This window comes from Halorubrum amylolyticum (assembly GCF_004114995.1).
In the GTDB taxonomy this organism is placed as follows: Archaea; Halobacteriota; Halobacteria; order Halobacteriales; family Haloferacaceae; genus Halorubrum; species Halorubrum amylolyticum.
This window is the reverse complement of record NZ_SDJP01000021.1, coordinates 1-24,608: the sequence shown is the minus strand read 5'-3', so window position 1 is coordinate 24,608 and position 24,608 is coordinate 1. Positions and strand designations below refer to the sequence as shown.

Sequence of the window (24,608 nt, the reverse complement as noted above, 5' to 3'; positions counted from 1 at the left end):
TCGTTCTTTTCTCCGTGAGACCGCGTGTACGGTCACCGATCGTCTGGATGAGCAAACGTTGTGGGAACAATATCCGGCAACGCCCGTGGTAACTGTACACTCGCAATCCTTATCCCCCGAGGGTGCGTCCGCTGGGATGCAATGGCGACCGGAAAGGTTGATTTCTTCAACGACACTGGCGGCTACGGATTTATTGAGACTGACGACGCTGACGACGACGTGTTCTTCCACATGGAAGACGTCGAAGGGCCGGACCTCGAAGAGGGCCAGGAGCTCGAGTTCGACATCGAGTCCTCGCCCAAGGGGCCGCGCGCGTCCAACGTCGTTCGGCAGTAAGCCGATCCGATACGGTGGGTCGGTCCGGCTGACGCCGAACGCGACTCTGACACGCGACAACGAGACTTCTGCCCGCCCCCGGATTCACGTCCGATGCGGGTTCTTATCACGACACCGAGCGCCGCTGCCGTCGACCCGCCGAGCGGGGGAGAGCGGTTCGCGGCGACGAGCCTCGGCCGCGTTCGACGATCGAGGGGTCAGACGTGCTGGCCGAAGAACCCGCGACCCTTCGTCACCTCGACGTCGCCCTCGACGCGGACCTGACACGCGAGGCGCACGTCGTGGCTCGGGTGGTGCGGAGGGGCCCAGAGGCGAGCCGTCTCCTTTCTCCCGGGCTCGCTGACCTCGCCGTCGACCTGCACGGCGCAGGAGCCGCACGACCCCATTCCGCGGCAGTTGAGCTGCTCGGCCCGGCCGTTGTACACCGAGAGGCCGGCCTCCCTGAGCACGTCGCGGAGGATCTCTCCCTCCTCGCACTCGATCTCCTCGCCTTGGTAGGATACGGTCGGCATGGACAACCGGGCGGTACGTGACCGAGCCACAAAGAATCGTCGGGGACGGCAGCCAGAAGAGAACCGTCGGACGGCGCGGCCGGATCGTCGCACGGACGGGGACGGAGTGCTCGCGATCCGACGCGAATCCCGTCTGCCGGGCGTCGGACGCCGGACGGGGCGTTTTTTACCCTCGGAACCGCAGGTGAAGCGTAATGGGACTCAGGTGTCTGCTCGGGCATGATTTTGACGAGCCCGAACTGCGGCGCGAGCGCGAGGAGGACGGGAACGAGGTCGTCACCACCGTCACCGAGGTGAAGACTTGCGCTCGCTGCGGCGAGACGCAGGTGGTCAGCGAGAACACCGAGGTCACGACGATGGAACAGCTGACCGACGAGGCCACCGCCGCGGGCGACGGGCGGACGGGACCCGACGCCGACTCGGACCGCGAGGCCCCGATGACCGGGGTCGAGGGCGCCGGTCCGGAGGGCGTCGAGGTCGGAGCCGACTCGGGGACGGCGGCCGCGGACGCCGCGGGACTCGGCGACGACGGCGGCGACGACGCCGTGATCATCGACGACGGTTCCGAGGCCGACGACGCCGCGACCGACGGCCCCGGCGCGCCCGGTGCGACCGACGCCGGGACACCGGAGGCGGAGCCGGACGGCCCGACCGCGTCGACGGCGGAAGCGGACGTGGAGGCGAACGCGGCCGACGACGACGGCGGAGCGGAGCTGATCGACGAGGGGTCGTCGAGCGCGGGCGGCGGCGGGGACCGCGGTGGCGACGCCGGCGACGGCCTCGAACGCGACGAGGGCGAGTACGCGGCGTACCCGGAGGCCGAGGCGGCGGACGCGCCCGCCGAGGAGGAGCGCGCGGAGACCGACGACGGCGTGATCCTCGACGAGGAGGGCGAAGCCGCGGACGACCGCGAGCACGGCGCGTGGCCGGACGTGGAGGAGTCGGCGGGAGACGACGGGGGGCCGAGCCCGTGGCCCGAACACGGCGGCGAGGACGAGGGGTTCAGCGCCGAGATCGGCGAGAGCGACGCGGGCGACGTGGAGTTCGGCGGAGGGCTCACGCCGGAGGCCGCCGACCCGCCGGCCGACGACGAGGACGCCGAGTACGTCGAGGCGCCCGCGCCGGGGGGCGAGGCGGACCGCGGGGCCGGAACCGGCGGCGCGGCCGACGAGGGCGTCGGGATCACCCGCGGCGACAGCCCTGATCTCGAAACGTCGACCTCGGAGGTGACGACGGAGTTCTACTGCCCCGAGTGCGAGATGACACGCGTCGCCGACGGCAGTTCCATGCGCGCGGGCGACATCTGTCCGGAGTGCAAGCGCGGGTACGTCGACGAGCGACCGCTCTGAGGGCGGACCGTCGCCGGTTCTCCGTCCCCGGGCGTTCCCCCGACCGGCGATTTCGAACCGCCGGCAAACCGGGCGAAGACCCCGTGACGAAACTGGTTTACGGCCCCCTGTCGAACGAACGCGGCATGAAGGAGTACAAGATGCGCCGCGGTGAGCATCTGGACGACCGCATGCCCGACCTGAAAGGCTCCGTCGAGGAGTACTTCGGCGAGATCACCGACACGGAGGAGTGGCAGGGCCACGAGCTGTACGTCGTCGAGGACCCCGACAATCCCGTGTTCGATCGCATCGTGGCCGGCGCGGCCGAGTACGGCAGCAAGAAGGACAAGCTGGCGGTCCACTTCGAGGAGCGCCCCGCCGAGGACGTGATCGCGGAGGGGAACGCCGACGCCGCCGCCGCCGCGGTCGACGCGAAAAACGAGTTCTTACTGGAGGCGACGGACCGCGACGCGAAGTCCCGGCGCGACTCGCTAAAGCGCGAAGTCGAGGACGACGCGCCCGACTACTGAACGGCGATTTCGCTTTTCGACAGGTCGATGTCGCGAGCGGCGACACCGTCGGTCGGATGAGTGTCAGAATCGATCGGTAGAAAAATTTATTCAGAACCGAGTTAATTGCCCGGTGGTTTTAAGTTGTCAGGGGGTGAAAGGGAAGTATGAGCATCGAGACAGTCATGCTGGCGGTCGGAACGGAAGACGAAGAGCGAACCGAGCGCCTTGCGGAGGAGGCCGTCGCGGTGGCCGAGCCCGCGGGCGCCGAGGTCGTCTTGACCCACGTGTTCACCGACGAGGAGTTCGACGAGGTCAGGTCGCGGCTGGGCGTCGACGAGTCGAGCGAGGGGTCGACCCCCGACGCCGTCGCCGAGCGACACACGACCACGCGGGCGCTCTCGAAGGCGCTCACCGAGGCCGGCGTGTCGCACACGGTCCGCGGCGCGGTCGGCGATCACGCCGACGAGGTCGTCGAGGCGGCGTCGGCGGTCGACGCCGACCGCGTCGTCGTGGGCGGGCGCAGCCGGTCGCCGACCGGGAAGGCCGTCTTCGGAAGCGTCGCCCAAGAGGTCATCCTCTCGTCGCCGTGCCCGGTGACGTTCGTGCGCTCGGAGTAAAGAGCGCCATCGAATACGACCGGGGGCGCGGTCGCCGGCGGCGATCCCGTCCCCCGAAGCGTCCCGCTTAAGTGATACCGGGTCGCCGTTTTACCCGATGTACTACGTGGGCGTCGACCTCGGAGCGACCAACGTCCGGGCGGTCGTCGGCGACGAGACCGCGACCGTCCTCGGGTCCGACTCGCGAGGGACCCCGCGCGGGCCGAACGGGATCGCGGTCACCGAAGCCGTTCTCGGCGTGATCCGCGGCGCGTGCGAAGACGCCGGAATCGACCCGACCGCGGTCGTCGCGGCCGGGATCGGCTCTATCGGCCCCCTCGATCTGGCCGCCGGGGTCGTGCAGGGGCCGGCGAACCTCCCGGATACCGTCGAGCGTATCCCCCTCGTCGGGCCGGTCTCGCAGCTGTTGGACACCGACGAGGTACACCTCCACAACGACACCATCGCGGGGGTCATCGGCGAGCGGTTCCACGCCGAGCGCAACCCCGACGACATGGTGTACCTCACCATCTCCTCGGGGATCGGCGCGGGCGTCGCCGTCGACGGCAACGTGCTCTCGGGATGGGACGGCAACGCCGGCGAGGTCGGTCACATGACCGTCGATCCGCACGGCTTCATGACCTGCGGGTGCGGCCACGACGGCCACTGGGAGGGGTACTGCTCTGGCAACAACATCCCGAAGTACGCCCGCGAACTCCACGAGGAGGACCCGATCGAGACCTCGCTCCCGATCGAGGACCCCGACTTCTCCGCGGTCGACGTGTTCGGCGCGGCCGGCGAGGACACCTTCGCCGACCACGTGATCGAGCAGGTCGCCCACTGGAACGCGATGGGCGTCGCGAACGTGATCCACGCGTACGCCCCGCTGGTCGTGAGCGTCGGCGGCGCGGTCGCGCTCAACAACCCCGAGCGGGTGCTCGACCCGATCCGCGAGAAGCTAGCCGAGATGGTGTTCATCAACGTCCCCGAGGTGCGGCTCACCGAACTCGGCGACGAGGTGGTGGTGAAGGGGGCGCTCGCGAGCGCGCTCACCGGCGGCACGGGCGACCGGTCGCGGGTGGAGTCGCCGCCGGGGTGAGCGGTGGGTCGGGGAGAGCCGAGGCGAGGAGGCGAGGAGGCGGATCGGGAGAGAGACCGGCAGAGATCCGATCAGTCTTCGAACTCAGTCAGTTCGGGCTCGACGTCCGGATCGACCGCGTCCCGCGTCTCGACGTACGCGTCCCGGTACCGGCGGAGCTTCCGTAAGAGGACGTAGCCGAACGCGCCCTGAAACAGGATCACGAAGACGAACAGCGCGGCGACCTGCGGGAGCCCGGTCGCCAGCGAGAGCACGGTGGTGACCGGCCCGACGAGCGAGTTGTACAGCGCGTGGATCGCGGCCGCGATGACGAGCCCCTTCACGACGATCGGCCCGCGGTGCTCGGGGTTGAACTTGGCGAGCCCGAGGTAGTACCCCGCGAACGCGGAGTAGATGACGTGTCCCGGGCCGGCGAGCGCGCGGAGCGCCGCGATTCCGTCGCCCGCGCCGAGAGCCGCGAGACCGAGCGACAGCTCGCCCAGCTCGACGGTCTGCGCGATGTACACCAGGTTCTCGATGACGACGAACCCGAGCCCGGCGATCGCGCCGTACACCGCGCCGTCGATGACCGCGTCGAACCGGTCGTCGGTGTACGCGTACAGCCGGACCGCGAGCAGCTTCACCGATTCCTCGATCGGGCCGACGATCACGAAGAAGAAGACGACGAGCCCGGGGAACCCGAGCGGCTCGAAGTACGGCTGCGCGACGCTGTTGAGGATCGCCGCGAACGTCGCAGTAAGGATCGACAGCAGGAACGTCGCCACAAGCAGCGAGAGCGGCTCCCCGGTGGTCACGTCGGAGACGTACACGTACGCGGCGAGCCCGAGCGCGGGGACCGCGGAGAGCCCGACGAGCACCGCGACCGCCGGGTCGAAGACGAGCCCGAGCCCGAACGACCCGAGGAGCGCGAGGAGCGCGAGGAGCGCGACGAAGACGACGAGCGCCTTCGCCGACCGGGTGATGAGCCAGTGTAACGCGACGGAGAGCCCGTCGAGGGAGGTGCGCTCCTCCCACGTGGCGATGTCGTAGAGGTCGCGGTCGTCGTCGGCGCGCGACTCGACCGGGTCCGACCGAGATGGCATGTCACCGGGTTCGGACCGGGGTGACTTAAGCCGTGGCGGGATTGGGGGCGCCGCGACGACCCGACAGGATTGAAGCCGCCGCGGCCGAAGGGAGGGTATGCACTTCGACGCACGGACCCAACGAGCCCTCCGCGAGGCGTGGCTCGACGCGGACGCGATCGCGGCCGCGTCCGACCGGGTCGCCGAGCTGGTCGACGAGGACGCCGACCGCCTCCGGGAGTTCTTCGAGCCGGCCGGCCCCTACCACTCCGACATGGAGATGGCACACAGCGCGACGGACAGACAGGAGCACGCGACCGCAGATGTCGACCTGTTCACTCACGGGAGCGACCTCCGCGGCTACCTCTCGCTCGACGGCTGGGGCGTCCCGGTGGAGGGCGGGCGGGTGTTGCGGACCGCGGAGGCCGAAGGCGACGACGAGGGAGAGGATACCCGCGAGACCCCCGCCCTCGTCGAACTCTCGCTCGGCGCGACCGTCCACGACCGCGTCCGGTTCGCGCGCGACTCGAACGAGCTATGAAGGCCCGCGTCCGCGGCATCTACGCGACGGCGCTCACCGAGACCCTACTGGACGCGGGCCACGAAGTCGTCGACGCGTCGGCGCCGATCCGGCGGCGCTTCGACGCCGAATTCGGGAGCGAACCGCCCGACGTTCGGATCGCGACGACAGACGACCGACAGGGCGTCGGCGTCCACGGCGACCCGGACGCGGTGGGGTCGCTCCGCGACCTCCTGACCGACGCCGGCCTCGACGCGCTGGCGTGGACCGACCCGACCCCGCCCGGGACCGTCCTCGACGGCGAGGTGACCGAGACGCTCGGCGGGGGCGCGGTGGTGCGGCTTCGCGTCGGGGACGCCGGGACCGCCGCGGGGGGCTCCGCCGAGACCGCCGAGGGGTACCTCCCGTACGGAGGCGTCGACGACCGGGTCGAGACGGGCGACCCGGTCCGGGTGCAGGTCCGCGAGTCCGCGGCGCCGTGGACGGACCGCCGCCCCGAGCTGGACGGGGCGCTGCGGGCGGGCGGCGGGCTCGTCGCGCTCGAACCGGGCTCCGGAACCCGCGTCGACGTGCGGAACGACGAGGCCGCCCGGGAGCTTTCGGGGATGCTCGACCTGCTCGGGCTGGAGCCGCCGGAGGGGTGGCGCGCCGTCTGGAAGCCGCCCGCGGTCGACGCGGACACCGAGGAGCTGCAGGCCGGACTGGACCGGGCGGTCGCGGCCGCGGACGGGCTCGACGCCGCCGTTGACGCGGCCGGGGGCGTCGGCGTCCTCGACGGGTCGGACCCCGTTCGCGACGAGCCGCTGGCGACCCCGAACGCCGGCTTCTGGGCCTGGTTCGGCCGCGAGAGCCGGTTCGCGCTCGACGACCGGCGCCGCGAGGCGACCGCGACGATGCCGGGCCACCACCGCGTGAAGGCGGGGTCGGCGGACGCGTCCGCCGGCGTCGACCTCGCGGAGGCGCTCTGCGAGCCCGACGCGGACGCCGCGTTCCCGTTCGGGGTCGTGACGGACGCGTTCGGCCCGGCCGAGGGCGACGCGCTCCGGCTCGACCACGGCAAGCCCGACGGGCGGCTGATCACGCTGGGCGAGGCGGCGGTAACCGCGGTCGACGCCGACGGCTCGGTCACGGTCGAACGGGAGATGACCGGCGGCGGCACCTACGACGGGCTGGACGTGCCCCGCGAGGCCGGCGACGTGGCGGAGACGAGCCTGAAGGAGGGCCGCTGGTGGTACCCGACGACGTACCGCGGGCGCGACGGGACGGTGCGCGGGACCTACGTCAACATCTGTACCCCCGTGGAGGTGTTCCCGGACGCCGCCCGCTACGTGGACCTCCACGTCGACGTGGTGAAACGCCCCGACGGGACCGTCGAGCGCGTCGACGACGACGAGCTTCGGGAGGCGGAGGCCGCCGGAACGGTTCCGGAGCCGCTGGCGGAGAAGGCGCGGAGCGTGGCGTCGGCGCTGGAGAACGCGCTGTAGGGAGGAGGTCGACGGGGAGTAGGAGGAGACGCCGGAGACGGCGCTCCGGGCCGGGATGTCTTAAAAGTGGTTCGCGGACTCGGTCTCGTGTTTGAGCTCGCCGCCGCGGCCCCCTTCGACGGTTGAGGCGCCCTGATCGCCGGAGGAGGCGGTTCGGACCGTCACGTTCTCCACCTCGTCGAAGTCCATGATCAGGTCGCGGCGGATGTTGTCGGCGGTGATGTTCGAGATGCCGCACCCGGAGCAGGTGCCGCCGAGCTCGACGACGACCTCGCCGGTCTCGGCGTCCGCCTCGCGCACGACGCTCGTTCCGCCGTGCATCTGGATGATCGGCATCTGTCCGACCATCCACTCCTCGACCCGGTCCGCGAGGCTCTCGTCGCTCATCACCGAACCTTCGCGGCCGAGCCTATGGAAGCTTGCGGTTTGAGAGCACGGCAAAAGCGAGAAAGGAACTGTATCATCGTCGATCCGTCTGGAATCGGTGGGGCGGTCACTCGTCCGGCCGGTCCGCGTCCTCCCCGTCGCTCGGGAGCCGCGTCGGGTCCGCCGGGTCGTCGCCGTGTATCGAGTCGTCGCGTTCGAGGAGGTACAACAGCGGCCCCAGCGCCGCGACCACGAGCACGCCGGGGATCGGCGCGTCGGGGACGAGAAGGGCGGTGATCCCGGCGACGCCGGACGTGACGAGGACGAAGGCGGCCCACAGGAGCGGCGATCCGAGGTCGACGCCGACCGCCTCGGCATCGCGGTGGACGAGCGCGGCCGCGACCGCGGCGAGGAGCGCGGCGATTCCAGCGCTGAGGACCGTGATAGCAGACATACCGATCGTTCGGTCGAGAGGCGAAAAAGGGTGTCGCGAGCGGGCGGGAGATCGAACCGAGGCGGAAGGCGAAACGGAGGGAAGGAGAGGCCGGCCAGAGAGCGCGACGCCTACGGCGCCTCGCCCGTCTCGATGCTGAAGGAGTCGCGGGGGTACGCGACGCAGGTCAGCGTGTAGCCGTCGTCGATCTCGGCGTCTTCGAGCATCTGCTGGTTGTCGTGCTCGACGAAGTCCTCGGAGGGGCCGTCGGCGATCCGACCGGCACAGGAGACGCACTGGCCCTGTCTGCAGGCGTACGGGAGGTCCCACCCCTCGTCTTCGCCCTGCTCTAAGATCGGCTCGTCGTTGGAGAGCTCGACGGTCTCGCCCTGCTTGACGAACTCGATCTCGAAGTACTCGACCTCGTCTTCGGGGATGTCGCCGGGACCGGAGCCGCCGGCCTCGCCGTCCTCCAGCTCGCCCTCCTCGCCCTCGCCGCCGGCGGGGATCGCCCCGCCGCCGCCACCGCCGCCGATCGAGCGGTTTCCGGGCTCGGGGAACTCGGTCTCGGGCACCGCGGCGGCGCGTCGTTGGAGTACCTCGTCCGAGATGTCCGTCGCGGGCTCCCAACCCGTCCCCTTCAGCGAGCTGACGAGGACGACGAGCAGCGTCGCGATCACCGCGAGAACGATCGCGGGCGCGTTCGCGACGTTCGCGATAAGCGGATTGAGCATACGAACGGATTAGGAGAGGTGGTTTAAGGCCGTTTTGATCGGTCCAATTGCGTGAGAGGGCTCGGCGACAGGGCGTCGGAAGAGGGTCTCCGGGGCGTCGGAGCCGAAACGCCGAGACGCCGGAACCGGAACGCCGAGACGCCGGAACCGGAACGCCGAGACGCCGGAATCGGAACGTCGAGACGCCGGAATCGGGGCGCCGAGGCGTCGGTCCCGGACGCCCACCGACGGAGCGGTCCATTTATCGGCCGAGCGGTCGACTGGACCCGCATGGAAGTGAAATCGCGGCACCACCTCCGGAGCGACGACATCGCGGCGATCCGGGAGGCGGTCGCCGATCACCTCGGCGTCGACATCGACGGGGACGCCTTCGAGTTCGTGGAGTTCGTGGACGCGAACTACGAACTCGTGTTGGTCGACGGTGAGCCGGCGGTGTTCTACGTCGACGACGACGAGCCGTTCCTCACCGTGCGGGGCGCGAACGACTACGAGCCGGAGACGGGAATCGTCACGGTCGACGCGGGCGCCATCTCGTTCGTCTCCGACGGCGCCGACGTGATGCGGCCCGGCATCGTCGAGGCCGACCCGGCGATCCGCGAGGGCGACCTCGTCGTGATCGCCGAGGAGACCCACGGGAAGGTGCTCGCGGTCGGCCGCGCGCTGGTCGACGGCGATGAGATGGCGGGCGACAGCGGGAAGGTCGTCGAGTCGATCCACCACGTCGGCGACGAGCTGTACGAGTTCTCGGCGTAGACAGCGTAGACGGCGTAGACAGCGTAGACGGCGTAGACAGCGTAGACGGCGTAGACAGCGTAGACGGCGTAGACAGCGTAGACGGCGTAGACAGCGTAGACAGCGTAGACGAGTGAGAGCGGGGTCGGAGTTTTTTATATAAATGATGCTGGCGATATCGACGAGCATTCGTAAAGAAATGGTGCGGTGGCGCGTGCCTGCGAGGCCGCCTTGCGGCCGAGGAGCGTGCGCGAGGGAGTCGCTGGCTCCCGAAGCGAAGCGGAGGGTGCCAGCGACGAGGCTGGGGAGGCGTGAGGCTGCGGTTGCTGTGCGGGGCGGGTGGGACTCAAAGGGGCAGTCGCGAGGACGAATCACGCCGCAGCAAGCACCGCACGAGCGAAGTGAGTGCGGCGCGCAGCAAGGCGCGCGAGTCGTCGCGGCTGGGGCTTTGGCGGTGTTCACCGTCGATCCGGTGTCAGTCACTTATAAGCGACCAACTGGAGCGTCAACAGGAGCGCCGTCGACACCGTTTCCCTCACAGTCGCGATCGCTCCGCGCCTTTTAATCGCCTCCCCTGTGACCCCCACGGTAATGACCGCGATCCGGGTGCTGAGCTACAACGTCCGCTACGCCAACCGCGGCGACCACCACGACGCGTGGCACGATCGGCGGGACGCCGTCGCGCGGCTCGTCCGCTTCCACCGCCCGGACGTCGCCGCCTTCCAAGAGCCGCTGCCCGACCAGCGCCGCGACCTGCGCGAGCGGCTCCCGAGCTACGAGTTCGTCGGGCGCGGCCGCGAGACCGACGGCGAGGGCGAAGGGTGTCCGATCGCGGTCCGGACCGATCGCTGGGAGGTCGCCGACGGCGGCACGTTCTGGCTCTCCGAGACCCCGGCGGAGCCGTCGACCGACTGGGGCGCCGCCCATCCGCGGATCGCGACGTGGGCGCGGGTCCGCGCGGTCGACGGCTCGGCCGCGCTCCTCGTCGTCAACACGCACTTCGACCACGTCAGCGCGGATGCGCGCCGGGAGTCCGCGCGGCTGCTCCGCGAGCGGCTCCCGGAGATCGCGGGAGACGCGGCGGGAAGGGACGCCGACGCTCCCGACTCGACGCCCCCGGTTGCGCTCGTCGGCGACTTCAACTGCACGCCGGGGTCCGACCCGCACCGGATTCTCGTCGGCGACGATCCGGGGGGAGACGCGGTGGATTCCGGCGACGAGGCCGGGGTGGCGCTCCGCGACGCGGCCGCGGCGGCCGACCTCCGGCACGGCCCGGAGACGAGCCTCACGGACTTCGCGCGGCTGATCGACGGCCGCCGGATCGACCACGCGCTCGTCTCGCCCGGCCTGGGCGTCGACGCGTTCGCGACCCTCGCGGACCGCGACGATCGGGGGCGATACCCCTCCGATCACCTGCCGATCCTCGCGCGGCTGGACGTGTAACGGGCGACGAGCGGCGCCGATCGCTACCCCCCGTCCGCGTACTTCTCCATCACGGTCTCGTAGCCGCGCTTGGCCGTCTCGTACGTCTCGCGGAGGTCGGCAATCGGCGTCTCGCTCGCGTCGATCCGGAGGTCGTCGTAGTACGGGTCGTCGGCCTCGCTCTCCGTGTTCGTCACCCGCAGCGCCGCGGACTGGACTTCCAGATCCTCCCGCTTGTCGCCGCCGGCGGCGTGGCCCGCCGCGAGCGCGTCGATCAGTCGCTCCGCGAGCGGCGCGTCGCCGTGGGCGTCCGACTCGTAGGCGGCCGCGGTGTCCTCGATCACCTCCTCCCCCGTCAGCAGGTTGCCCGCGACGGTGTAGTTCTCGCCGACGACGTGGCCGTACCAGCCGTTGCACTCCTCGCCGGAGAAGGCGAACGTCCCGTCGGCGTCGACGCCGTGGAGCTGGCGCTGGGACTTGCCATCGTCGGCGCTCAGGAGGGCCCGTAAGGCGTCGTCGACCGCGAGCCCGTCGCCGAGGTACTCGATCCCCTTCCGCCCCAGCTCGACGTTGACGAGCGACTGGGTCGCCACCGCGCCGTCCGCCGACGCGAACGGACACAGCGTCCCGACCCCCGGCAGGCGCGTGGTCACCGCCACGCCGAACCGGACCCGATCGCCGCCGTCGGCGTCCGTGTACCGCTCGCGAACGCAGATGCTGAACGTCACACCGGTCGTGGGGCGGCGACCGGCAAAAGACTGCGCACCGGGGGCGGCGTTTCCGGTTCCGACCGGCCCGACGTCGACCGTTGATCGCACACCTCCGTTTTATGCCCGCTGCGTGTCGATTACGGCCGGTTCGGGGAAGTGAAACCGCAGGGAGCGGAGGGGTCCGCGGACGCGCGGTACATGTGAACTGGCGACACACTTATGGGTGAGAATCCCTCCCATACATATGGCCTCGGTTACGGGCGAAACGGCGACCCGCGGCGGGTTCCCTCGACGACAGCGGCGTTCGCGGCTTCATGAGCCGTCGTTCCGGCACGGAGAGCCGCGCTGCTCTCCGACGCCGCGCGCCGCGCGCCGCGCGCCGCGCGCCGCGGTCGCGAGCCGCGATCGATCGCGTCCCGGTCGTCGGGTCGCCCGACCGAGAAACGTGATACAATGCCAAACCGACACACGCTCGAACGGCTCAGCGAGGAGTACCGGACGAACGTCCCGGACGACCTCCGGGAGCCCCGCTCGTTCGACTGGTACCTCGACGCGCTGTACGAGGAGCCGCGGATCGCGCGGAACGCCCACCAGCGCGTCGCGGACATGTTCGACCACTACGGCACCCGGTACGACGAGGAGCGCGGGGTCGTCGAGTACGGGCTCGCCGCCGACGACCCGCTCCACGACGGCGAGAACGTCTTCTACGGCCGGGAGGTCCACGAGGCGATCCACGAGTTCGTCAACAAGGTGAAGTCCGGCGCCCGCGGGCTCGGCCCGGAGAAGCGGATCAAGCTCCTGCTCGGTCCCGTCGGCTCCGGCAAGTCGCACTTCGACTGGCTGGTCCGCCGGTACTTCGAGGCGTACACCCACGAGGAGGCCGGCCGGATGTACACCTTCCGCTGGGTTGACCTGTGTTCCGTGATCGACGACCAGGACCCCGGCGACGACGTGGTCCGGTCGCCGATGAATCAGGACCCGCTCGTGCTCATCCCGCGCCCGCAGCGCGAGGACGTGATCGACGGGGTCAACGAACGACTCGACGCCCCCTACACCCTTCGGAACGACCAACACCCGGACCCGGCCTCGGAGTTCTACCTGAACGAGCTGCTCGCGCACTACGACGACGACTTAGAGCGCGTCCTCGACGAACACGTCGAGGTGGTCCGGCTCGTCGCCGACGAGAACCGCCGGGAGTGCATCGAGACGTTCGAGCCGAAAGACAAGAAGAACCAGGACGAGACGGAGCTCACCGGCGATGTCAACTACGCGAAGCTCGCCGTCTACGGCGAGTCCGACCCGCGCGCGTTCGACTACGCCGGCGCGTTCTGTAACGCCAACCGCGGGCTGTTCTCCGGCGAGGAGCTGCTGAAGCTCCAGCGGGAGTTCCTCTACGACTTCCTCCACGCCTCCCAGGAGTCGACGATCAAGCCGAAGAACAACCCCCGGATCGACATCGATCAGGTGATCGTCGGCCGGACGAACATGCCGGAGTACCGCGAGAAGACGGGCGACGAGAAGATGGAGGCGTTCAACGACCGTACCAAGCGGATCGACTACCCCTACGTGTTGGAGTACGACAGCGAGGCGGAGATCTACCGCAAGATGCTCGACAACGCCGACGTGCCGAACGTCCACGTCGAGCCGCACGCGCTGGAGATGGCCGGCCTCTTCGGCGTGCTCACCCGCTTGGAGGAGCCGACCGACGAGACGGTGAGCCTCCTCGACAAGGCGAAGGCGTACAACGGGGAGCTGGAAGACGAGGAGATCGACCGCCGGAAGCTCCGCGAGGACGCCGCCGAATCCGCCGACGTGGGCGAGGGGATGGACGGCGTCTCCGCGCGGTTCGTCGGCGACGAGATCGCCGAGGCGATCATGGACGCCACCCACCGCGACCGCGGCTACCTCTCGCCGCTGTCCGTCTTCGACCACTTCGAGGCGAACCTCGGCGGCCACGGCTCGATCGCGGAGTCGGACCTCGACCGCTACGAGCGGCTCTTGGAGACCGTCCGCGAGGAGTACCGCGAGCGCGCCATCGAAGACGTGCGCCACGCGTTAGCGTACGACGTGGACGAGCTCCGCCGACAGGGCGAAAAGTACATGGACCACGTGATGGCGTACATCGACGACGACACCGTCGACGACGAGCTGACGGGCCGCGAGACCGAGCCGGACGAGACGTTCCTGCGCGCGGTCGAAGAACAGCTCGACGTGCCCTCGGACCGCAAGGACGACTTCCGGCAGGAGGTGTCGAACTGGGTCTCCCGGCGCGCCCGCGAGGGCCGCGGCTTCGACCCGCGCGAGAACGACCGGCTCCGGCGCGCCTTAGAGCGCAAGCTCTGGGAGGACAAGAAGCACAACATCAACTTCTCGGCGCTGGTCTCCGCGACCGACCTCGACGACGAGGAGCGGAGCGCGTGGGTCGACGCCCTCGTCGACCGCGGCTACTCCGAGGACGGCGCCGCCGAGGTGTTAGAGTACGCGGGCGCGGCCGTCGCCCGCTCCGAGATCGAAGACGACGGGGGCTGAGATGACCGAACGCGACACGCCGGACGGGGACGCGTTCGTCCGCGACGCCGACGAGACGCTTCGGGGGGCGTACGACCCGCCGATGAGCCTCGAGGAGTACGTCGACCGGGTGCTGGCGAACCCGACCGCGGCCGCCTCCGGCGCGCGGTACCTCCTCGCGGCGGTCGAGTCGCAGGGGACCCGCGAGGTGCGCGAGCGCGGCGAGCGGCTGGAGCGGTGCCGGTTCTTCGACGACCCGTTCAACGACGGGGAACACGCCGTGTTGGGCAACACCGCGGCGCTCAACGCGTTCGTCGACGACCTCCGGGCCGCCGCCGCGGGGCGCGGCAACGACGAGACGATCGTGTGGATCGACGGCCCCACGGCCACCGGGAAGTCGGAGTTCAAGCGGTGTCTGGTGAACGGGCTCCGGGAGTTCTCGAAGACCGAGGCCGGGCGGCGCTACACCGTCGAGTGGAACGTCACCGGGGCCGGAAGCGGCGCCGGCGGCGGGGGCGGGGCGGGCGCCGCGTCACTCTCCTACGGGGACGGCGGCGACGCCGGGGCGTGGTACCGGAGCCCCGTCCAGACGCACCCCCTCTCGGTGTTCCCCGAGGCGGTCCGGGAGTCGATCGCCGACGCCGTCGACGACGACGCCTACCCGATCGCGGCCGACGTTGACCTCGACCCGTTCAGCCGCGAGGCGTACGACCACCTCGAATCGGTGTACCGCGACGAGGGACGCCGGGACTTGTTCTCGGCGATCACCGACCGCGACCACCTCCGCGTGACGAGCTACGTCGTCGACGTGGGCGAGGGGATCGGCGTGCTCCACGCCGAGGACGACGGGAGCCCCAAGGAACGCCTCGTCGGCTCGTGGATGGGCGGGATGCTCCGCGAGCTCGACTCGCGCGGGCGGAAGAATCCGCAGGCGTTCAGCTACGACGGCGTGCTCTCGCAGGGGAACGGGGTCGCGACGGTCGTCGAGGACGCCAGCCAGCACGCCGACCTCCTCCGCCGGCTCCTCAACGTCCCCGACGAGCGCCGGGTGAAGCTCGACAAGGGGATCGGGATGGATCTCGACACCCAGCTCGTCGTCATCTCGAACCCCGACCTCGACGCCGAGCTGGACCGACACGCCGAACGCGAGGGGGCGGACCCGCTGAAGGCGCTGAAGCGCCGCCTCACGCGCCACGAGTTCCGGTACCTCACGAACCGGCGGCTGGAGGCGGAGCTGCTGCGCCGCGAGGTCGGCGGGCCGCGTGGCGTGCCGACGGTCGACGGGGTCGAGAGCGACGGGGAGACCGCCACCTCAGGCGACCCGGCCGAGAGCGACGGCGACCCGGAACGGGACCCCGCGAGCGATCCCGGCGCTGCCGCCCTCACGATCGGCGTCCGCGACGGCGACGGCGGGGTCACGGAGCGCGAGCTCGCCCCCCACGCGGTCGGGGCGGCCGCGCTGTACGCGGTCGTCACGCGGCTCGACACCGACGACCTCCCGGCGGAGATCGACCTCGTAGAGAAGGCGGACCTGTACGAGACCGGCGAGATCCGGCGCGAGCGGGGCGGCGAGGAGGGGCAGATTACGGTCGACGACATCGCGTTCGGCGACGGCGACGGCCGGAACGGGATTCCGGTCACCTACGTCCGCGACGCGGTTGCGGAGCTGCTCGGGTCGGACGCCGATCGGAGCCATCCGGACCTGCCGGTCGAGCGGGTGGTCACGCCGACGGACGTGCTCGACGCGATGGCCGAGGGGCTCTCCGACGCGCCGGTGTTCTCGCGGTCGGAGGTCGCGGAGTTCGAGAGCCGGAAGTCGCCCGTCGCCGAGCGCGTGCGCGAGCGCCAGCGGGCGGACGTGGTCGACGCGGTCCTCGCGGCGGAGACCGTCCCGGAGGAGACCGTGGCCGAGTACGTCGAGCACGTGTACGCGTGGGACGCCGACGAGCCGGTCGAGACCGAGCGCGGCCCGGAGGAGCCGGACGCGCTCGCGATGAAGGTGTTCGAGACGGAGACGCTCGGCCGGTTCGACGAGAGCGACTACCGCGGGACCGACCCCGGCGAGTCGGTCGCGACGTTCCGGCGCGAGCGGGTGATCCGCGCGCTCACCCGGTACGCGTGGCGGAACCGCGGCGACGCGTTCAGCGTCGACGACGTCGAGCTCGGCGAGATCCCGGAGCTGAAGGCGGTTCTGGAGTCGAACGACCTCGCGGACGTGAAACAGCGGTTCCCGGACCTGGACCCCGCCGAGTGGGCCGACCCGCCGGCCGACACCGAGACGGAGCGCGCGAAGGCGGCGACGATAGACCGGCTCGTCGACCGGGGGTACAGCCCCGCGTCCGCCGAGCTGACGAGCCGCGCCGTGATGCGGAGCGTCCGCGACGAGTGGACGGACCTGACCGCCGACGGCGACGCGGGCGGCGGGGACGCCTCGGACCGACCGGGAGACGACCGCGGCGGCCGGAACGGGGGTGGGCGGACGTGGGACTGACCGAGGACCGCGAGCGCTTCCGCGAGGCCGGCGAAAAGCGCCGCGAGGACCTCGCGGAGTTCATCAGCCACGGCGACCTGGGCGGCTCCGACCCCGACCGGGTCCGGATTCCGGTGAAGATCGTCGACCTCCCGGAGTTCGAGTACGACCGGCGGGCGGCCGGCGGCGTCGGGCAGGGACAGGAGGGCCAGCCGCAGCCCGGCCAGCCGGTCGATCCCGAGCCCGGCGGCGACGAGGAAGGCGACCCCGGCGAGGAGGGCGGCGAACACGAGTACTACGAGATGGACCCGGAGGAGTTCGCGCGCGAGCTCGACGAGGAGCTGGGGCTCGACCTCGAACCGAAGGGGAAACGCGTGGTCGAGGAGGTGGAGGGCGACTTCACCGACACCGCCCGCGCCGGCCCGCGGGGGACCCTCGACGTCGACGAGTTCTTCAAGCGCGGGCTGAAGCGCCACCTCGCGACCGACTTCGACGAGGCGTACGTCCGCGAGGGGCTGTTCGTCGCGGGCGCCGACGTCGACGACGTGTTCGCGTGGGCGCGCGACCAGGAGGTTCCCGTCTCGCGGGCGTGGATCGCCGACGCGGCCGCGACCCTCGCCGAGGAGCACGGCGAGCCCGCGGAGTCGCTGGATCGGTGGCAGAGCTTCGACGCGCTCGACGAGGAGGTCGACCGCGAGCCCACAGCGCACCGAATCCGCCGGGAGGGGCTCGACAGCGTCCCCTTCCGGCGGGAGGACGAACGGTTCCGCCACCCGGAGGTGATCGAGAAGCGCGAACGCAACGTCGTCGTGGTGAACGTCCGAGACGCGTCGGGCTCGATGCGCGAGACGAAACGCGAGCTGGTCGAGCGCGTGTTCACCCCGATGGACTGGTACCTGACCGGGAAGTACGACGCCGCGGAGTTCCGCTACGTCGTCCACGACGCGGAGGCGTGGGAGGTCGACCGCGAGGAGTTCTTCGGGATTCAGTCGGGCGGCGGGACCCGGATCTCCAGCGCCTACGAGCTGGTCGCGGAGATCCTCGAGGAGTACCCGTACAGCGAGTGGAACCGCTACGTGTTCGCCGCGGGCGACTCCGAGAACGCCGGCAGCGACACGACCGACGCGGTGATCCCGATGATGGAGTCGATCGACGCCAACCTCCACGCGTACGTGGAGACCCAGCCGGGCGGCGCCGCGCCGAACGCGCGCCACGCAGACGAGGTGGAGGAGGCGCTCGGCGACGCCGACGACGTCGCCGTCGCGCGCGTCTCGGAGCCCGACGACGTGACCGACGCCATCTACGAGATCCTCAGTACGGAGGCGGAGGGCGACAGGGGGGCGACCCCCGGCGGGGCGACGAGCGGGCGGATCGACGGGGGTGAGGACCGATGAGAGACGAGCGCGTGGAGGCGAAACGCGAGGCGGAATCGCTCGACGAGCCCGCCGAGGAGGCCCGCGAACTCGCCGAACGGCTCGGGCTGGAGCCGTATCCGGTCCGGTACTGGGTGGTCGATCACGACGAGATGAACGAGCTGATCGCGTACGGAGGGTTCCAGCGGCGGTACCCCCACTGGCGCTGGGGGATGAACTACGAGCGGCAGGCGAAGTTGGACCGCCACGGGCTCGGGAAGGCGTTCGAGATCGTCAACAACGACGACCCGAGCCACGCGTTCCTGCAGGAGTCGAACTCGGCGGCCGACCAGAAGGCCGTGATCACCCACGTCGAGGCGCACGCCGACTTCTTCGCGAACAACGGGTGGTTCGGGCTGTACGCCGACCGCGGCGAGGGCGGCCCGAACGCCGCGGCGCGGCTGGAGCGCAACGCCGACCGGATCGCTGCGATCGCCGACCGCCCCGGGGTCGAGCGAGACGAGGTCGAGCGCCTGATCGACGCCGTGACCGCGTTGGAGGACACGATCGACCAGCACAGCCCGATCGACGCCGCGCGGTCGGTCGAGAAGCCGGGGATCGCGGAGGACGTGAACGACCCCGACGACGACGCGCTCGCGGCGATCGAGGACCGAATCGCGGAGCTGGACCTCTCCGAGGAGGTGCGCCGCGACGTGTTCGACGACGAGTGGCTCGAAGCCAGAGGCGAGGGCGTCGAGCCCGAGGAGCCGCGCCCGGACGTGCTCGCGTTCCTGCGCGACCACGGGAAGCGGTACGACCCCGACAGCGGGAAGGCGGTCGACCGCGAGCCGTGGGAGACGACCGTCATCGACGCGCTCCGCGAGGAGGCGTACTACTTCGCGGGACAGAAGCAGACGAAGGTGCTCAACGAGGGATGGGCAACATATTGGGAATCCGTTATGATGGGCGGCGAGGGGTTCGCCGGCCCCGACGAGTTCCTCACGTACGCCGACCACATGTCGCGGGTGCTCGGCTCGCCCGGGGTCAACCCCTACAAGCTCGGGTTCGAGCTGTGGACCCACGTGGAGCTGCGGGCCGCCCGCCGCGACGTGATCGACAGGCTGCTCCGCGTCGAGGGGGTGACGCCCGAGAACTTCCACTCGCGGGTCGACCTCGACGAGGTCGCCGACGCGCTCGAACCGCAGCCCGCGATCGCCGGGGCGGGACCGGCGACGCTCGACGAACTCGCGGACCTCGCCGCCGACGGCGACCCCCGCGTCGACGCCGAGGCGGTCGACCGGGCGCTGTCGGCCCGGAGCGGTGACCATCCGGCGTCCGGCGGCGACGGCGGCGAGACCGATCCCGACGCCGGCCCGGACATCGAGCGGTACCCGTGGAAACTGCTCACGCGCGAGGGGCTCGCCGAGCGCCACTACGTCCTCTCGCGGCCGGAACACCGAGGCGCCCTTCGGAACGTCTCGCGGGAGACGCTGGCCGAGCGCGCGCGGTACATGTTCGACGTCGACCGGTACGCGACCGTCGACGAGGCGCTCGCCGACGCGGACCGCGCGGCCGGCTGGGACCGGATGCTCGAGGTCCGCGAGAGCCACAACGACGTGACGTTCATCGACGCGTTCCTCACCGACGAGTTCGTGCGCGAGGGGAACTACTTCACCTACGAGTACAGCCGGGCGGCCGAGGAGCACCGGGTCGCCAGCGTCGACGCCGACGACGTGCGGAAGAAGCTCCTGTTGCGCTTCACGAACTTCGGGAAGCCGACGGTCGTCGTGCTCGACGGCAACTACCGGAACCGGGGAGAACTCCTCCTGGGCCACCGGTACAACGGGGTCCCTCTCGACGAGGAGTCCGCGAAGGCGACCTTGGAGCGCGTCTTCGAGCTGTGGGGTCGCCCGGTGAACCTCGCGACGATCCGCGTCGAGTACTCCGACGAGGCGCTCCGCCGCGCCAAGCGGCGGGGCACCGAGCCGGAGGGCGAGGAGGTCGGCGTGCGCTTCCAGTACGACGGCGGCGAGGTGACCGAACACGACCTCGATCCGGAGATCAGAGCGCGGATCGCGGCCGACGAGATCGACTACGACACGAAACCGGACGACTGGCTGGCGTGACTGGCGGTCGAGAAACGGCGCGCTCGGTCGCGAACGACCGCGGCCCTACGCCATATCCGCGACCATCTCGGAGACGGACGCCGTCTCCTCCTCGTTGATCCCGTGACCCATCCCCTCGTAGATCCGGGTCTCGACGTCGCCGCCGAGCGCCTCCAAGACCTCGGCGGTCTCGTGGACCCGCTCCTCCGGAATGTGCGGGTCGACGTCGCTGCAGCCGAGGAACGCCGGCGTCCCCGCGAGCGCGTCGGCGGCGTCGCCATCGATCGCGGCCGCCGCGTCGGAGACGTAGCCGTCGAGATCGATCGACTCGCCGATGAGCCCGCCGCTCAGGACCGCGAGCCCGCCGTACCGAGCGGGGTTCCGCGCGACGAACTCGCTCGCGAGGCAGGCGCCCTGCGAGAAGCCGACGACGACGACCCGTTCGGCCGGAATTCCCGCGTCCGTCGCGGTCCCGACCGCGCGACCGACCGCCCGCAGCCCGGAACTCCGGCCCGGCTCGTTGTCCGCGACCGGCGCGAGGAAGGAGTTCGGGTACCACGTGTTCGCCGCCGCCTGCGGCGCGAGGAGCGCGACCTCGCGGTCGCCGGCGACCTCTTCCCCGAACTCGACGATGCTCCGCGCGGTCGCGCCGCGGCCGTGGACGAGGACGACGGCGGCGTCTGCCGCCTCAATCGCGGTGCCGGCGGTCACCAGCGGCTCGTCCGCGTGCGGGTCGTCGCCCGCGTGCGGCGATCCCCGGCTCATACGCCGACGCCCGCGTCCGCGTCGGGCAGGTCGTGCTTCTTCACGGGGAGGCCGAGCTCCTCTAAGGCACCCTTCATGTGGCGGTCCTGCGCGAAGTCGGCGCCGTCCTCCTCGCGGAGGCGCTGGGCGGTCGCGAGCACCTCGCCCTTGCGGTCGTCGGGGATCTCGTACTTGTCGGCGGAGAGTTCGATGACGAGGCCGTTGTTGTCCTGCGTGTAGATAGAGTGGAATATCCCCCGGTCGAACACGTTGTATCCCTTGCCGGCCTCTTCGAGCGCCTCCATGATCTCCTCGTACTCGTCAGGCTCGACGCTGAAACAGAGGTGGTGGACCGCGCCGGTGCCGGCGCGCTGGCCGCGGGCCGAGGGACGGTCGTCGCTCACGAAGAACGTCAGGATGCGACCGTCGCCGGTGTCGAAGAACAGGTGCGTCTGCGAGGGGTCGTCGAGGTTCGGCTGGCGGAGGACGAGCGGCATGCCGAGCAGGTCGCGGTAGAACGCGATCGTGTCGGCTTCGTTGCTCCCCCAGACGGTGATGTGGTCGGTGCCGGTGGTGTGGAACGGTGCGTCCGGGCGCTCCGGCGTGACCGGAGCCGCGTCTTCGTCGCTCATACCACCGATACGAGACGAACACGTATAAAAGCGAAAGGGACCGCCGAGCCACCGGCTGACATCGGTGTTATCCGGTCGAGCGTCGGTGGCGCCGGAAAAGCGGGCGCGGAGGGGATCGAACATCGCGCCCGAAGCAGCGTCGACGCCGAAGCGAACCCCTTAATCCGGACAGCGCGAACCGGGAGGCATGGAGATACTGCTACACTCCGGACTCGAACATCCGAACACCCTGTGGATCGCGATCGCCGCGGTCGTCTCGTTCGTTCTCGGCGTCGTTTCGGCCACGTACGGCCGGCGGCTCGCGGCCCCGTTCCGAGACTCCGCCGAGGAGTGACCGCGAGGGCCCGACCCGGAGACGGGGTCCGCCAGACGGAGAGGCTAGGACCGCTGCCACACCGGCGGGGCAACGCCGAGCGCCCGGACGACGACCGGATAGCCGAACGCGACGGCGAACACGAGAAGCATCGACGGGAGAACGGATAGCGATCCGACGACGCGCTCGACGAGCGCCAACACGACGAACATCGCGACGAACATCACGCCCCAGTGGGGGGCGAGCTGGCGGACTTTCTCCGCGGTCTCGATCATACGCCCCGCAACGGGTCCGAAGAGTATAGGTTGCCGGTCGCGACGCGCTCTGCGGAGAGGCGATACCGCGCCGAGAACGGAGACGGAAACCGAACAGACACCGCGAACCGAGAGGGCCGATCGGGGCCGGAGATCAGTACCGCGAGGGGACGAACGCCGCCGCGAGCAGGAGCACGACCGAGAACAGCGCGAGGATCACCACGCGCGTCAGCCCGGAGTTGTACTGTTCGAACCGATCGATCTCCGAGACCTGCGCCTCGTACCCCTCGATGTCGCTCGACATCGTCAGCGTAGACGCGTCCGGGAAGTTCGCGACGAAGTCCGTCTCACCGAGCGTCACCGTGGACTCCTCTTCGACCTCGATCGAGTTGGTCTGGGTTCCCTCCCAGACGATAACAGCCTGATCAGTGGCGACCTGATCGACGGTCACGGACTGTCCGTCGTACTCGAAGGAGTCACCCGTCGCGTACGACTGCTCCTCGGGGGCCGGGAAGTACTCGTCCGCCGGGACGAGAGTCGTCTCACCGTCCTCGGTGACCGCGACGTACTCGCCGTCGTCGCGCTCGACGGTCTCGTTGTCCGCGGCGTCGTCGGATTCGAGGATCGCCTGCCGGTCAAGCACTTCGACGAGCGTGAACGCAGACGGGTCGTCTCCGGTGATCTCAACGGTCCACTCGCGGTCGTCGACGGTGACCGTGGACCCGTTCCCCCAGGACTCGGACTGCTCTACCGTGACCCCCCGTTCGATCGTCGCCACGATCGAGGTCTCGGCGCTTCCACCGTGGCCGCCACCACCCTCTTCGACCTCGGAGATGTCGGCGACGGCGTACTCCGCGCCGTCCACTTCGAACGTGTCACCGGAGGACAGTTCGAGATCGGGGTTCTCGAACGCGACCTCCGGACTCTCAGCCGTCACAGTGAGCACACCGGCCACGCCCGCAACGAGAAGGAAGAGCGCGGCGTACACGGCCACAGCGCGTCGTTGCATAGTTCCAGCATGGGTCACCCGGTGTATAACGGTTACTAAGCCGTGCTCCCGAAGCGCGAAACGGCGTCGGGGAGCGGCATCGATCGACGCGGTTCGACGGACCCCGATCCGTGGCGGCGGCCCACCGGGTCAGTGGCGGCGAACGAACTCCCGAGAGAGCGCAAGTAAACGCGAACAGCGAACAATCAAGACTGATCCGGTACAATAGAATCTTCACTAGAGTCGTCGATCGGTCGAAAGACGCTCCCTGACGGAGAGGTCTGCAACAGTACTTTAATTGCGCGCCGCCGAACACCGGCAATGACAGATCCCGACGGGGCGGCGCCACCGGAAGTCCTCGACAGCAAGCGCGACGCGACGCGGTACCAAGTTCTGGTTGAGATCGCCGCCCGACAGCCCGCGGTGAGCCAAACGGAGATCGCCGACGCGATCGGCGTGACATCGCAGGCCGTCAGCGACTACGTCAGGGACCTCGTGGAGCACGACTACGTCCAGAAGGAAGGTCGGGGACGCTACGAGGTGACGAAGGAGGGCGTCGACTGGCTGATCTCTCGGACCGACAGCCTCGAAGCGTACCTCGACCGCGTCAGCTCGGACGTCCTCGGCAGCGTCGACGTCGACGCCGCGATCGCGATAGACGACGTCTCCGAGGGGAGCAACGTCGGTCTCGTCATGCGCAACGGCGTCCTCCACGCGAACCCCGCGGGCGGGACGGCGACGGCCGTCACCGTCACCGCCGCCACGGCGGGCGACGCCGTCGGTGTCGCCGACTTCGACGGCGTGGTCGACTACGACACCGGGTACGTCACGGTACTCCCCGTCCCGGCCGTCACGGACACCGAGTCGGTGAACACCGAGGTGCTCACGGAAACCCTGACCCCGGAGAGCCTCCTCGCCGTCGCCGGAACCGAAGCATACGCGCTCGCGACGCGGGCGGACGCGCGCCCGGACATCCGGTTCGGGACGGCCGACGCCGTCGCCGAGGCCGCAGTGCGGGGACTGGACGTGTTACTGGTGGTTACGGCCGACCAACTGCCGCAACACACCGCGCGGCTCCGCGACGAAAACATCCCGCACGAAGTGCTCGACGCGGGCGACCTCTGAGACGACGCCGAATAGTAGTCGACCGCCCGACTCACCGAGCGACCGGACCTCGGAGTTCGAAGGAAAGCCAAGGGCCGGATTTGAACCGGCGTTGGGCGGCTCTGCAGGCCGCTGCGTCTGACCAGACTCTGCCACCTTGGCGCTATCGAACGTACCGCAGTCGAGCGTTTAAGCCTAGCGGTCGGGTGTGGTGGTGTGGCCGCTCGCTACACATGAAAATAGCCCACGGACGCGGTGTCCGTGGGCTGTAAGTGGGAGTATGCTCCCGATGA

General features: G+C 70.1%; 25 protein-coding genes and 1 tRNA gene. 15 read left to right on the top strand and 11 right to left on the bottom strand.

Features of this window, described 5'->3' with window-relative positions; translation table 11 throughout:
- Positions 1-141 precede the first annotated feature (141 nt).
- Entirely contained in the window at positions 142-336 is a 195-nt protein-coding gene (locus tag ESO89_RS13380) for a cold-shock protein (protein ID WP_004048101.1), read from the top strand.
- Between the two features lie 197 nt (positions 337-533).
- Here ESO89_RS13380 and ESO89_RS13375 read toward each other — a convergent pair whose 3' ends face one another.
- Positions 534-848 (bottom strand): 2Fe-2S iron-sulfur cluster-binding protein, encoded by a 315-nt coding sequence (locus ESO89_RS13375; protein ID WP_128905976.1) that lies wholly within the window; start codon positions 846-848, stop codon positions 534-536.
- Positions 849-1,042: 194 nt separating this feature from the next.
- On the opposite strand from ESO89_RS13375, the gene ESO89_RS13370 reads away from it, so the two are divergent.
- The 4 genes from ESO89_RS13370 (at position 1,043) to ESO89_RS13355 (ending at position 4,383) form a co-directional block, all read left to right on the top strand.
- A complete protein-coding gene (locus ESO89_RS13370; protein WP_128905975.1) occupies positions 1,043-2,197 on the top strand; it encodes a DUF7093 family protein in 1,155 nt (384 codons plus the stop codon).
- 125 nt (positions 2,198-2,322) lie between these two features.
- Positions 2,323-2,706 carry a DUF5611 family protein gene (locus ESO89_RS13365; RefSeq protein ID WP_128906009.1) on the top strand — a complete coding sequence of 128 codons (384 nt, stop codon included), beginning with the start codon at positions 2,323-2,325 and terminating at the stop codon, positions 2,704-2,706.
- 146 nt (positions 2,707-2,852) lie between these two features.
- Positions 2,853-3,305: a universal stress protein gene (locus ESO89_RS13360; RefSeq protein WP_128905974.1), complete on the top strand. Its 453-nt coding sequence runs from the start codon at positions 2,853-2,855 to the stop codon at positions 3,303-3,305.
- A 97-nt stretch (positions 3,306-3,402) separates the two neighbouring features.
- Positions 3,403-4,383 carry an ROK family protein gene (locus tag ESO89_RS13355; protein WP_128905973.1) on the top strand — a complete coding sequence of 327 codons (981 nt, stop codon included), beginning with the start codon at positions 3,403-3,405 and terminating at the stop codon, positions 4,381-4,383.
- 71 nt (positions 4,384-4,454) lie between these two features.
- Here ESO89_RS13355 and ESO89_RS13350 read toward each other — a convergent pair whose 3' ends face one another.
- The gene (locus ESO89_RS13350) at positions 4,455-5,465 is read right to left on the bottom strand and encodes a PrsW family intramembrane metalloprotease (protein ID WP_128905972.1); all 1,011 of its coding nucleotides are present in this window, start codon (positions 5,463-5,465) and stop codon (positions 4,455-4,457) included.
- 97 nt (positions 5,466-5,562) lie between these two features.
- Between ESO89_RS13350 and ESO89_RS13345 the strand changes: the two genes are divergently transcribed.
- Complete coding sequence (locus ESO89_RS13345) at positions 5,563-5,985, top strand: DUF7532 family protein (protein ID WP_128905971.1); 423 nt, start codon at positions 5,563-5,565, stop codon at positions 5,983-5,985.
- Complete coding sequence (locus ESO89_RS13340) at positions 5,982-7,448, top strand: DUF402 domain-containing protein (RefSeq protein WP_128905970.1); 1,467 nt, start codon at positions 5,982-5,984, stop codon at positions 7,446-7,448. The genes ESO89_RS13345 and ESO89_RS13340 overlap by 4 nt, the downstream gene beginning before the upstream one ends.
- A 60-nt stretch (positions 7,449-7,508) precedes the next feature.
- Here the strand turns inward: ESO89_RS13340 and ESO89_RS13335 are convergent, their stop codons facing one another.
- The 3 genes from ESO89_RS13335 to ESO89_RS13325 all read right to left on the bottom strand — a co-directional run bounded on the left by ESO89_RS13335 (position 7,509) and on the right by ESO89_RS13325 (position 8,981).
- Positions 7,509-7,835, bottom strand: a complete 327-nt coding sequence (locus ESO89_RS13335) for a NifU family protein (protein WP_004048079.1) — start codon at positions 7,833-7,835, stop codon at positions 7,509-7,511.
- 106 nt (positions 7,836-7,941) lie between these two features.
- Entirely contained in the window at positions 7,942-8,268 is a 327-nt protein-coding gene (locus ESO89_RS13330) for a hypothetical protein (RefSeq protein WP_128905969.1), read from the bottom strand.
- A gap of 110 nt (positions 8,269-8,378) precedes the next feature.
- Positions 8,379-8,981: a 2Fe-2S iron-sulfur cluster-binding protein gene (locus tag ESO89_RS13325; protein ID WP_128905968.1), complete on the bottom strand. Its 603-nt coding sequence runs from the start codon at positions 8,979-8,981 to the stop codon at positions 8,379-8,381.
- Between the two features lie 270 nt (positions 8,982-9,251).
- On the opposite strand from ESO89_RS13325, the gene ESO89_RS13320 reads away from it, so the two are divergent.
- Together ESO89_RS13320 and ESO89_RS13310 are read left to right on the top strand one after the other, a co-directional pair.
- Positions 9,252-9,734: an RNA-binding protein gene (locus ESO89_RS13320; protein WP_128905967.1), complete on the top strand. Its 483-nt coding sequence runs from the start codon at positions 9,252-9,254 to the stop codon at positions 9,732-9,734.
- 570 nt (positions 9,735-10,304) lie between these two features.
- Complete coding sequence (locus ESO89_RS13310; protein ID WP_128905965.1) at positions 10,305-11,156, top strand: endonuclease/exonuclease/phosphatase family protein; 852 nt, start codon at positions 10,305-10,307, stop codon at positions 11,154-11,156.
- A 23-nt stretch (positions 11,157-11,179) separates the two neighbouring features.
- On the opposite strand, the gene ESO89_RS13305 is transcribed toward ESO89_RS13310, so the two are convergent.
- Positions 11,180-11,863, bottom strand: coding sequence for a DUF1028 domain-containing protein (locus ESO89_RS13305; protein WP_128905964.1), 684 nt, complete (start codon positions 11,861-11,863; stop codon positions 11,180-11,182).
- Positions 11,864-12,298: 435 nt separating this feature from the next.
- On the opposite strand from ESO89_RS13305, the gene ESO89_RS13300 reads away from it, so the two are divergent.
- From ESO89_RS13300 to ESO89_RS13285, 4 genes are read left to right on the top strand one after another with little or no spacing between them, the layout of a single operon-like run.
- Complete coding sequence (locus ESO89_RS13300; RefSeq protein ID WP_128905963.1) at positions 12,299-14,374, top strand: PrkA family serine protein kinase; 2,076 nt, start codon at positions 12,299-12,301, stop codon at positions 14,372-14,374.
- A 1-nt stretch (position 14,375) separates the two neighbouring features.
- Positions 14,376-16,844: a PrkA family serine protein kinase gene (locus ESO89_RS13295; protein WP_128905962.1), complete on the top strand. Its 2,469-nt coding sequence runs from the start codon at positions 14,376-14,378 to the stop codon at positions 16,842-16,844.
- The gene (locus ESO89_RS13290; protein WP_128905961.1) at positions 16,835-18,217 is read left to right on the top strand and encodes a DUF444 family protein; all 1,383 of its coding nucleotides are present in this window, start codon (positions 16,835-16,837) and stop codon (positions 18,215-18,217) included. The genes ESO89_RS13295 and ESO89_RS13290 overlap by 10 nt, the downstream gene beginning before the upstream one ends.
- Positions 18,214-20,301 (top strand): SpoVR family protein, encoded by a 2,088-nt coding sequence (locus ESO89_RS13285; RefSeq protein WP_128905960.1) that lies wholly within the window; start codon positions 18,214-18,216, stop codon positions 20,299-20,301. The genes ESO89_RS13290 and ESO89_RS13285 overlap by 4 nt, the downstream gene beginning before the upstream one ends.
- A 45-nt stretch (positions 20,302-20,346) precedes the next feature.
- Here the strand turns inward: ESO89_RS13285 and ESO89_RS13280 are convergent, their stop codons facing one another.
- A complete protein-coding gene (locus tag ESO89_RS13280; RefSeq protein ID WP_128905959.1) occupies positions 20,347-21,045 on the bottom strand; it encodes an alpha/beta hydrolase in 699 nt (232 codons plus the stop codon).
- Positions 21,042-21,656, bottom strand: a complete 615-nt coding sequence (locus ESO89_RS13275) for a VOC family protein (protein WP_128905958.1) — start codon at positions 21,654-21,656, stop codon at positions 21,042-21,044. Before ESO89_RS13275 ends, ESO89_RS13280 begins: the two co-directional genes overlap by 4 nt.
- Before the next feature lie 187 nt (positions 21,657-21,843).
- On the opposite strand from ESO89_RS13275, the gene ESO89_RS18595 reads away from it, so the two are divergent.
- Positions 21,844-21,990: a hypothetical protein gene (locus tag ESO89_RS18595; RefSeq protein ID WP_164932799.1), complete on the top strand. Its 147-nt coding sequence runs from the start codon at positions 21,844-21,846 to the stop codon at positions 21,988-21,990.
- A gap of 44 nt (positions 21,991-22,034) precedes the next feature.
- On the opposite strand, the gene ESO89_RS13270 is transcribed toward ESO89_RS18595, so the two are convergent.
- The gene (locus tag ESO89_RS13270; protein WP_128905957.1) at positions 22,035-22,244 is read right to left on the bottom strand and encodes a hypothetical protein; all 210 of its coding nucleotides are present in this window, start codon (positions 22,242-22,244) and stop codon (positions 22,035-22,037) included.
- A 133-nt stretch (positions 22,245-22,377) separates the two neighbouring features.
- Positions 22,378-23,217, bottom strand: a complete 840-nt coding sequence (locus ESO89_RS13265) for a hypothetical protein (RefSeq protein WP_128906008.1) — start codon at positions 23,215-23,217, stop codon at positions 22,378-22,380.
- 315 nt (positions 23,218-23,532) lie between these two features.
- On the opposite strand from ESO89_RS13265, the gene ESO89_RS13260 reads away from it, so the two are divergent.
- Positions 23,533-24,336 carry a DUF7839 domain-containing protein gene (locus tag ESO89_RS13260; RefSeq protein ID WP_128905956.1) on the top strand — a complete coding sequence of 268 codons (804 nt, stop codon included), beginning with the start codon at positions 23,533-23,535 and terminating at the stop codon, positions 24,334-24,336.
- 65 nt (positions 24,337-24,401) lie between these two features.
- On the opposite strand, the gene ESO89_RS13255 is transcribed toward ESO89_RS13260, so the two are convergent.
- Positions 24,402-24,477, bottom strand: a tRNA-Cys gene (locus ESO89_RS13255).
- Positions 24,478-24,608: the final 131 nt, after the last annotated feature.

What these genes read in the sequence shown, in the direction of transcription:
- ESO89_RS13270 (WP_128905957.1), bottom strand. Translation starts at nt 22,244, where the DNA reads ATGATCGAGACCGCGGAGAAAGTCCGCCAGCTCGCCCCCCACTGGGGC.
- ESO89_RS13350 (WP_128905972.1), bottom strand. Translation starts at nt 5,465, where the DNA reads ATGCCATCTCGGTCGGACCCGGTCGAGTCGCGCGCCGACGACGACCGC.
- ESO89_RS13330 (WP_128905969.1), bottom strand. Translation starts at nt 8,268, where the DNA reads ATGTCTGCTATCACGGTCCTCAGCGCTGGAATCGCCGCGCTCCTCGCC.
- ESO89_RS13345 (WP_128905971.1), top strand. Translation starts at nt 5,563, where the DNA reads ATGCACTTCGACGCACGGACCCAACGAGCCCTCCGCGAGGCGTGGCTC.
- ESO89_RS13355 (WP_128905973.1), top strand. Translation starts at nt 3,403, where the DNA reads ATGTACTACGTGGGCGTCGACCTCGGAGCGACCAACGTCCGGGCGGTC.
- ESO89_RS13280 (WP_128905959.1), bottom strand. Translation starts at nt 21,045, where the DNA reads ATGAGCCGGGGATCGCCGCACGCGGGCGACGACCCGCACGCGGACGAG.
- ESO89_RS13300 (WP_128905963.1), top strand. Translation starts at nt 12,299, where the DNA reads ATGCCAAACCGACACACGCTCGAACGGCTCAGCGAGGAGTACCGGACG.
- ESO89_RS13375 (WP_128905976.1), bottom strand. Translation starts at nt 848, where the DNA reads ATGCCGACCGTATCCTACCAAGGCGAGGAGATCGAGTGCGAGGAGGGA.
- ESO89_RS13310 (WP_128905965.1), top strand. Translation starts at nt 10,305, where the DNA reads ATGACCGCGATCCGGGTGCTGAGCTACAACGTCCGCTACGCCAACCGC.
- ESO89_RS13340 (WP_128905970.1), top strand. Translation starts at nt 5,982, where the DNA reads ATGAAGGCCCGCGTCCGCGGCATCTACGCGACGGCGCTCACCGAGACC.
- ESO89_RS13335 (WP_004048079.1), bottom strand. Translation starts at nt 7,835, where the DNA reads ATGAGCGACGAGAGCCTCGCGGACCGGGTCGAGGAGTGGATGGTCGGA.
- ESO89_RS13285 (WP_128905960.1), top strand. Translation starts at nt 18,214, where the DNA reads ATGAGAGACGAGCGCGTGGAGGCGAAACGCGAGGCGGAATCGCTCGAC.
- ESO89_RS13260 (WP_128905956.1), top strand. Translation starts at nt 23,533, where the DNA reads ATGACAGATCCCGACGGGGCGGCGCCACCGGAAGTCCTCGACAGCAAG.
- ESO89_RS13275 (WP_128905958.1), bottom strand. Translation starts at nt 21,656, where the DNA reads ATGAGCGACGAAGACGCGGCTCCGGTCACGCCGGAGCGCCCGGACGCA.
- ESO89_RS13295 (WP_128905962.1), top strand. Translation starts at nt 14,376, where the DNA reads ATGACCGAACGCGACACGCCGGACGGGGACGCGTTCGTCCGCGACGCC.
- ESO89_RS13380 (WP_004048101.1), top strand. Translation starts at nt 142, where the DNA reads ATGGCGACCGGAAAGGTTGATTTCTTCAACGACACTGGCGGCTACGGA.
- ESO89_RS13360 (WP_128905974.1), top strand. Translation starts at nt 2,853, where the DNA reads ATGAGCATCGAGACAGTCATGCTGGCGGTCGGAACGGAAGACGAAGAG.
- ESO89_RS18595 (WP_164932799.1), top strand. Translation starts at nt 21,844, where the DNA reads ATGGAGATACTGCTACACTCCGGACTCGAACATCCGAACACCCTGTGG.
- ESO89_RS13365 (WP_128906009.1), top strand. Translation starts at nt 2,323, where the DNA reads ATGAAGGAGTACAAGATGCGCCGCGGTGAGCATCTGGACGACCGCATG.
- ESO89_RS13370 (WP_128905975.1), top strand. Translation starts at nt 1,043, where the DNA reads ATGGGACTCAGGTGTCTGCTCGGGCATGATTTTGACGAGCCCGAACTG.
- ESO89_RS13320 (WP_128905967.1), top strand. Translation starts at nt 9,252, where the DNA reads ATGGAAGTGAAATCGCGGCACCACCTCCGGAGCGACGACATCGCGGCG.
- ESO89_RS13325 (WP_128905968.1), bottom strand. Translation starts at nt 8,981, where the DNA reads ATGCTCAATCCGCTTATCGCGAACGTCGCGAACGCGCCCGCGATCGTT.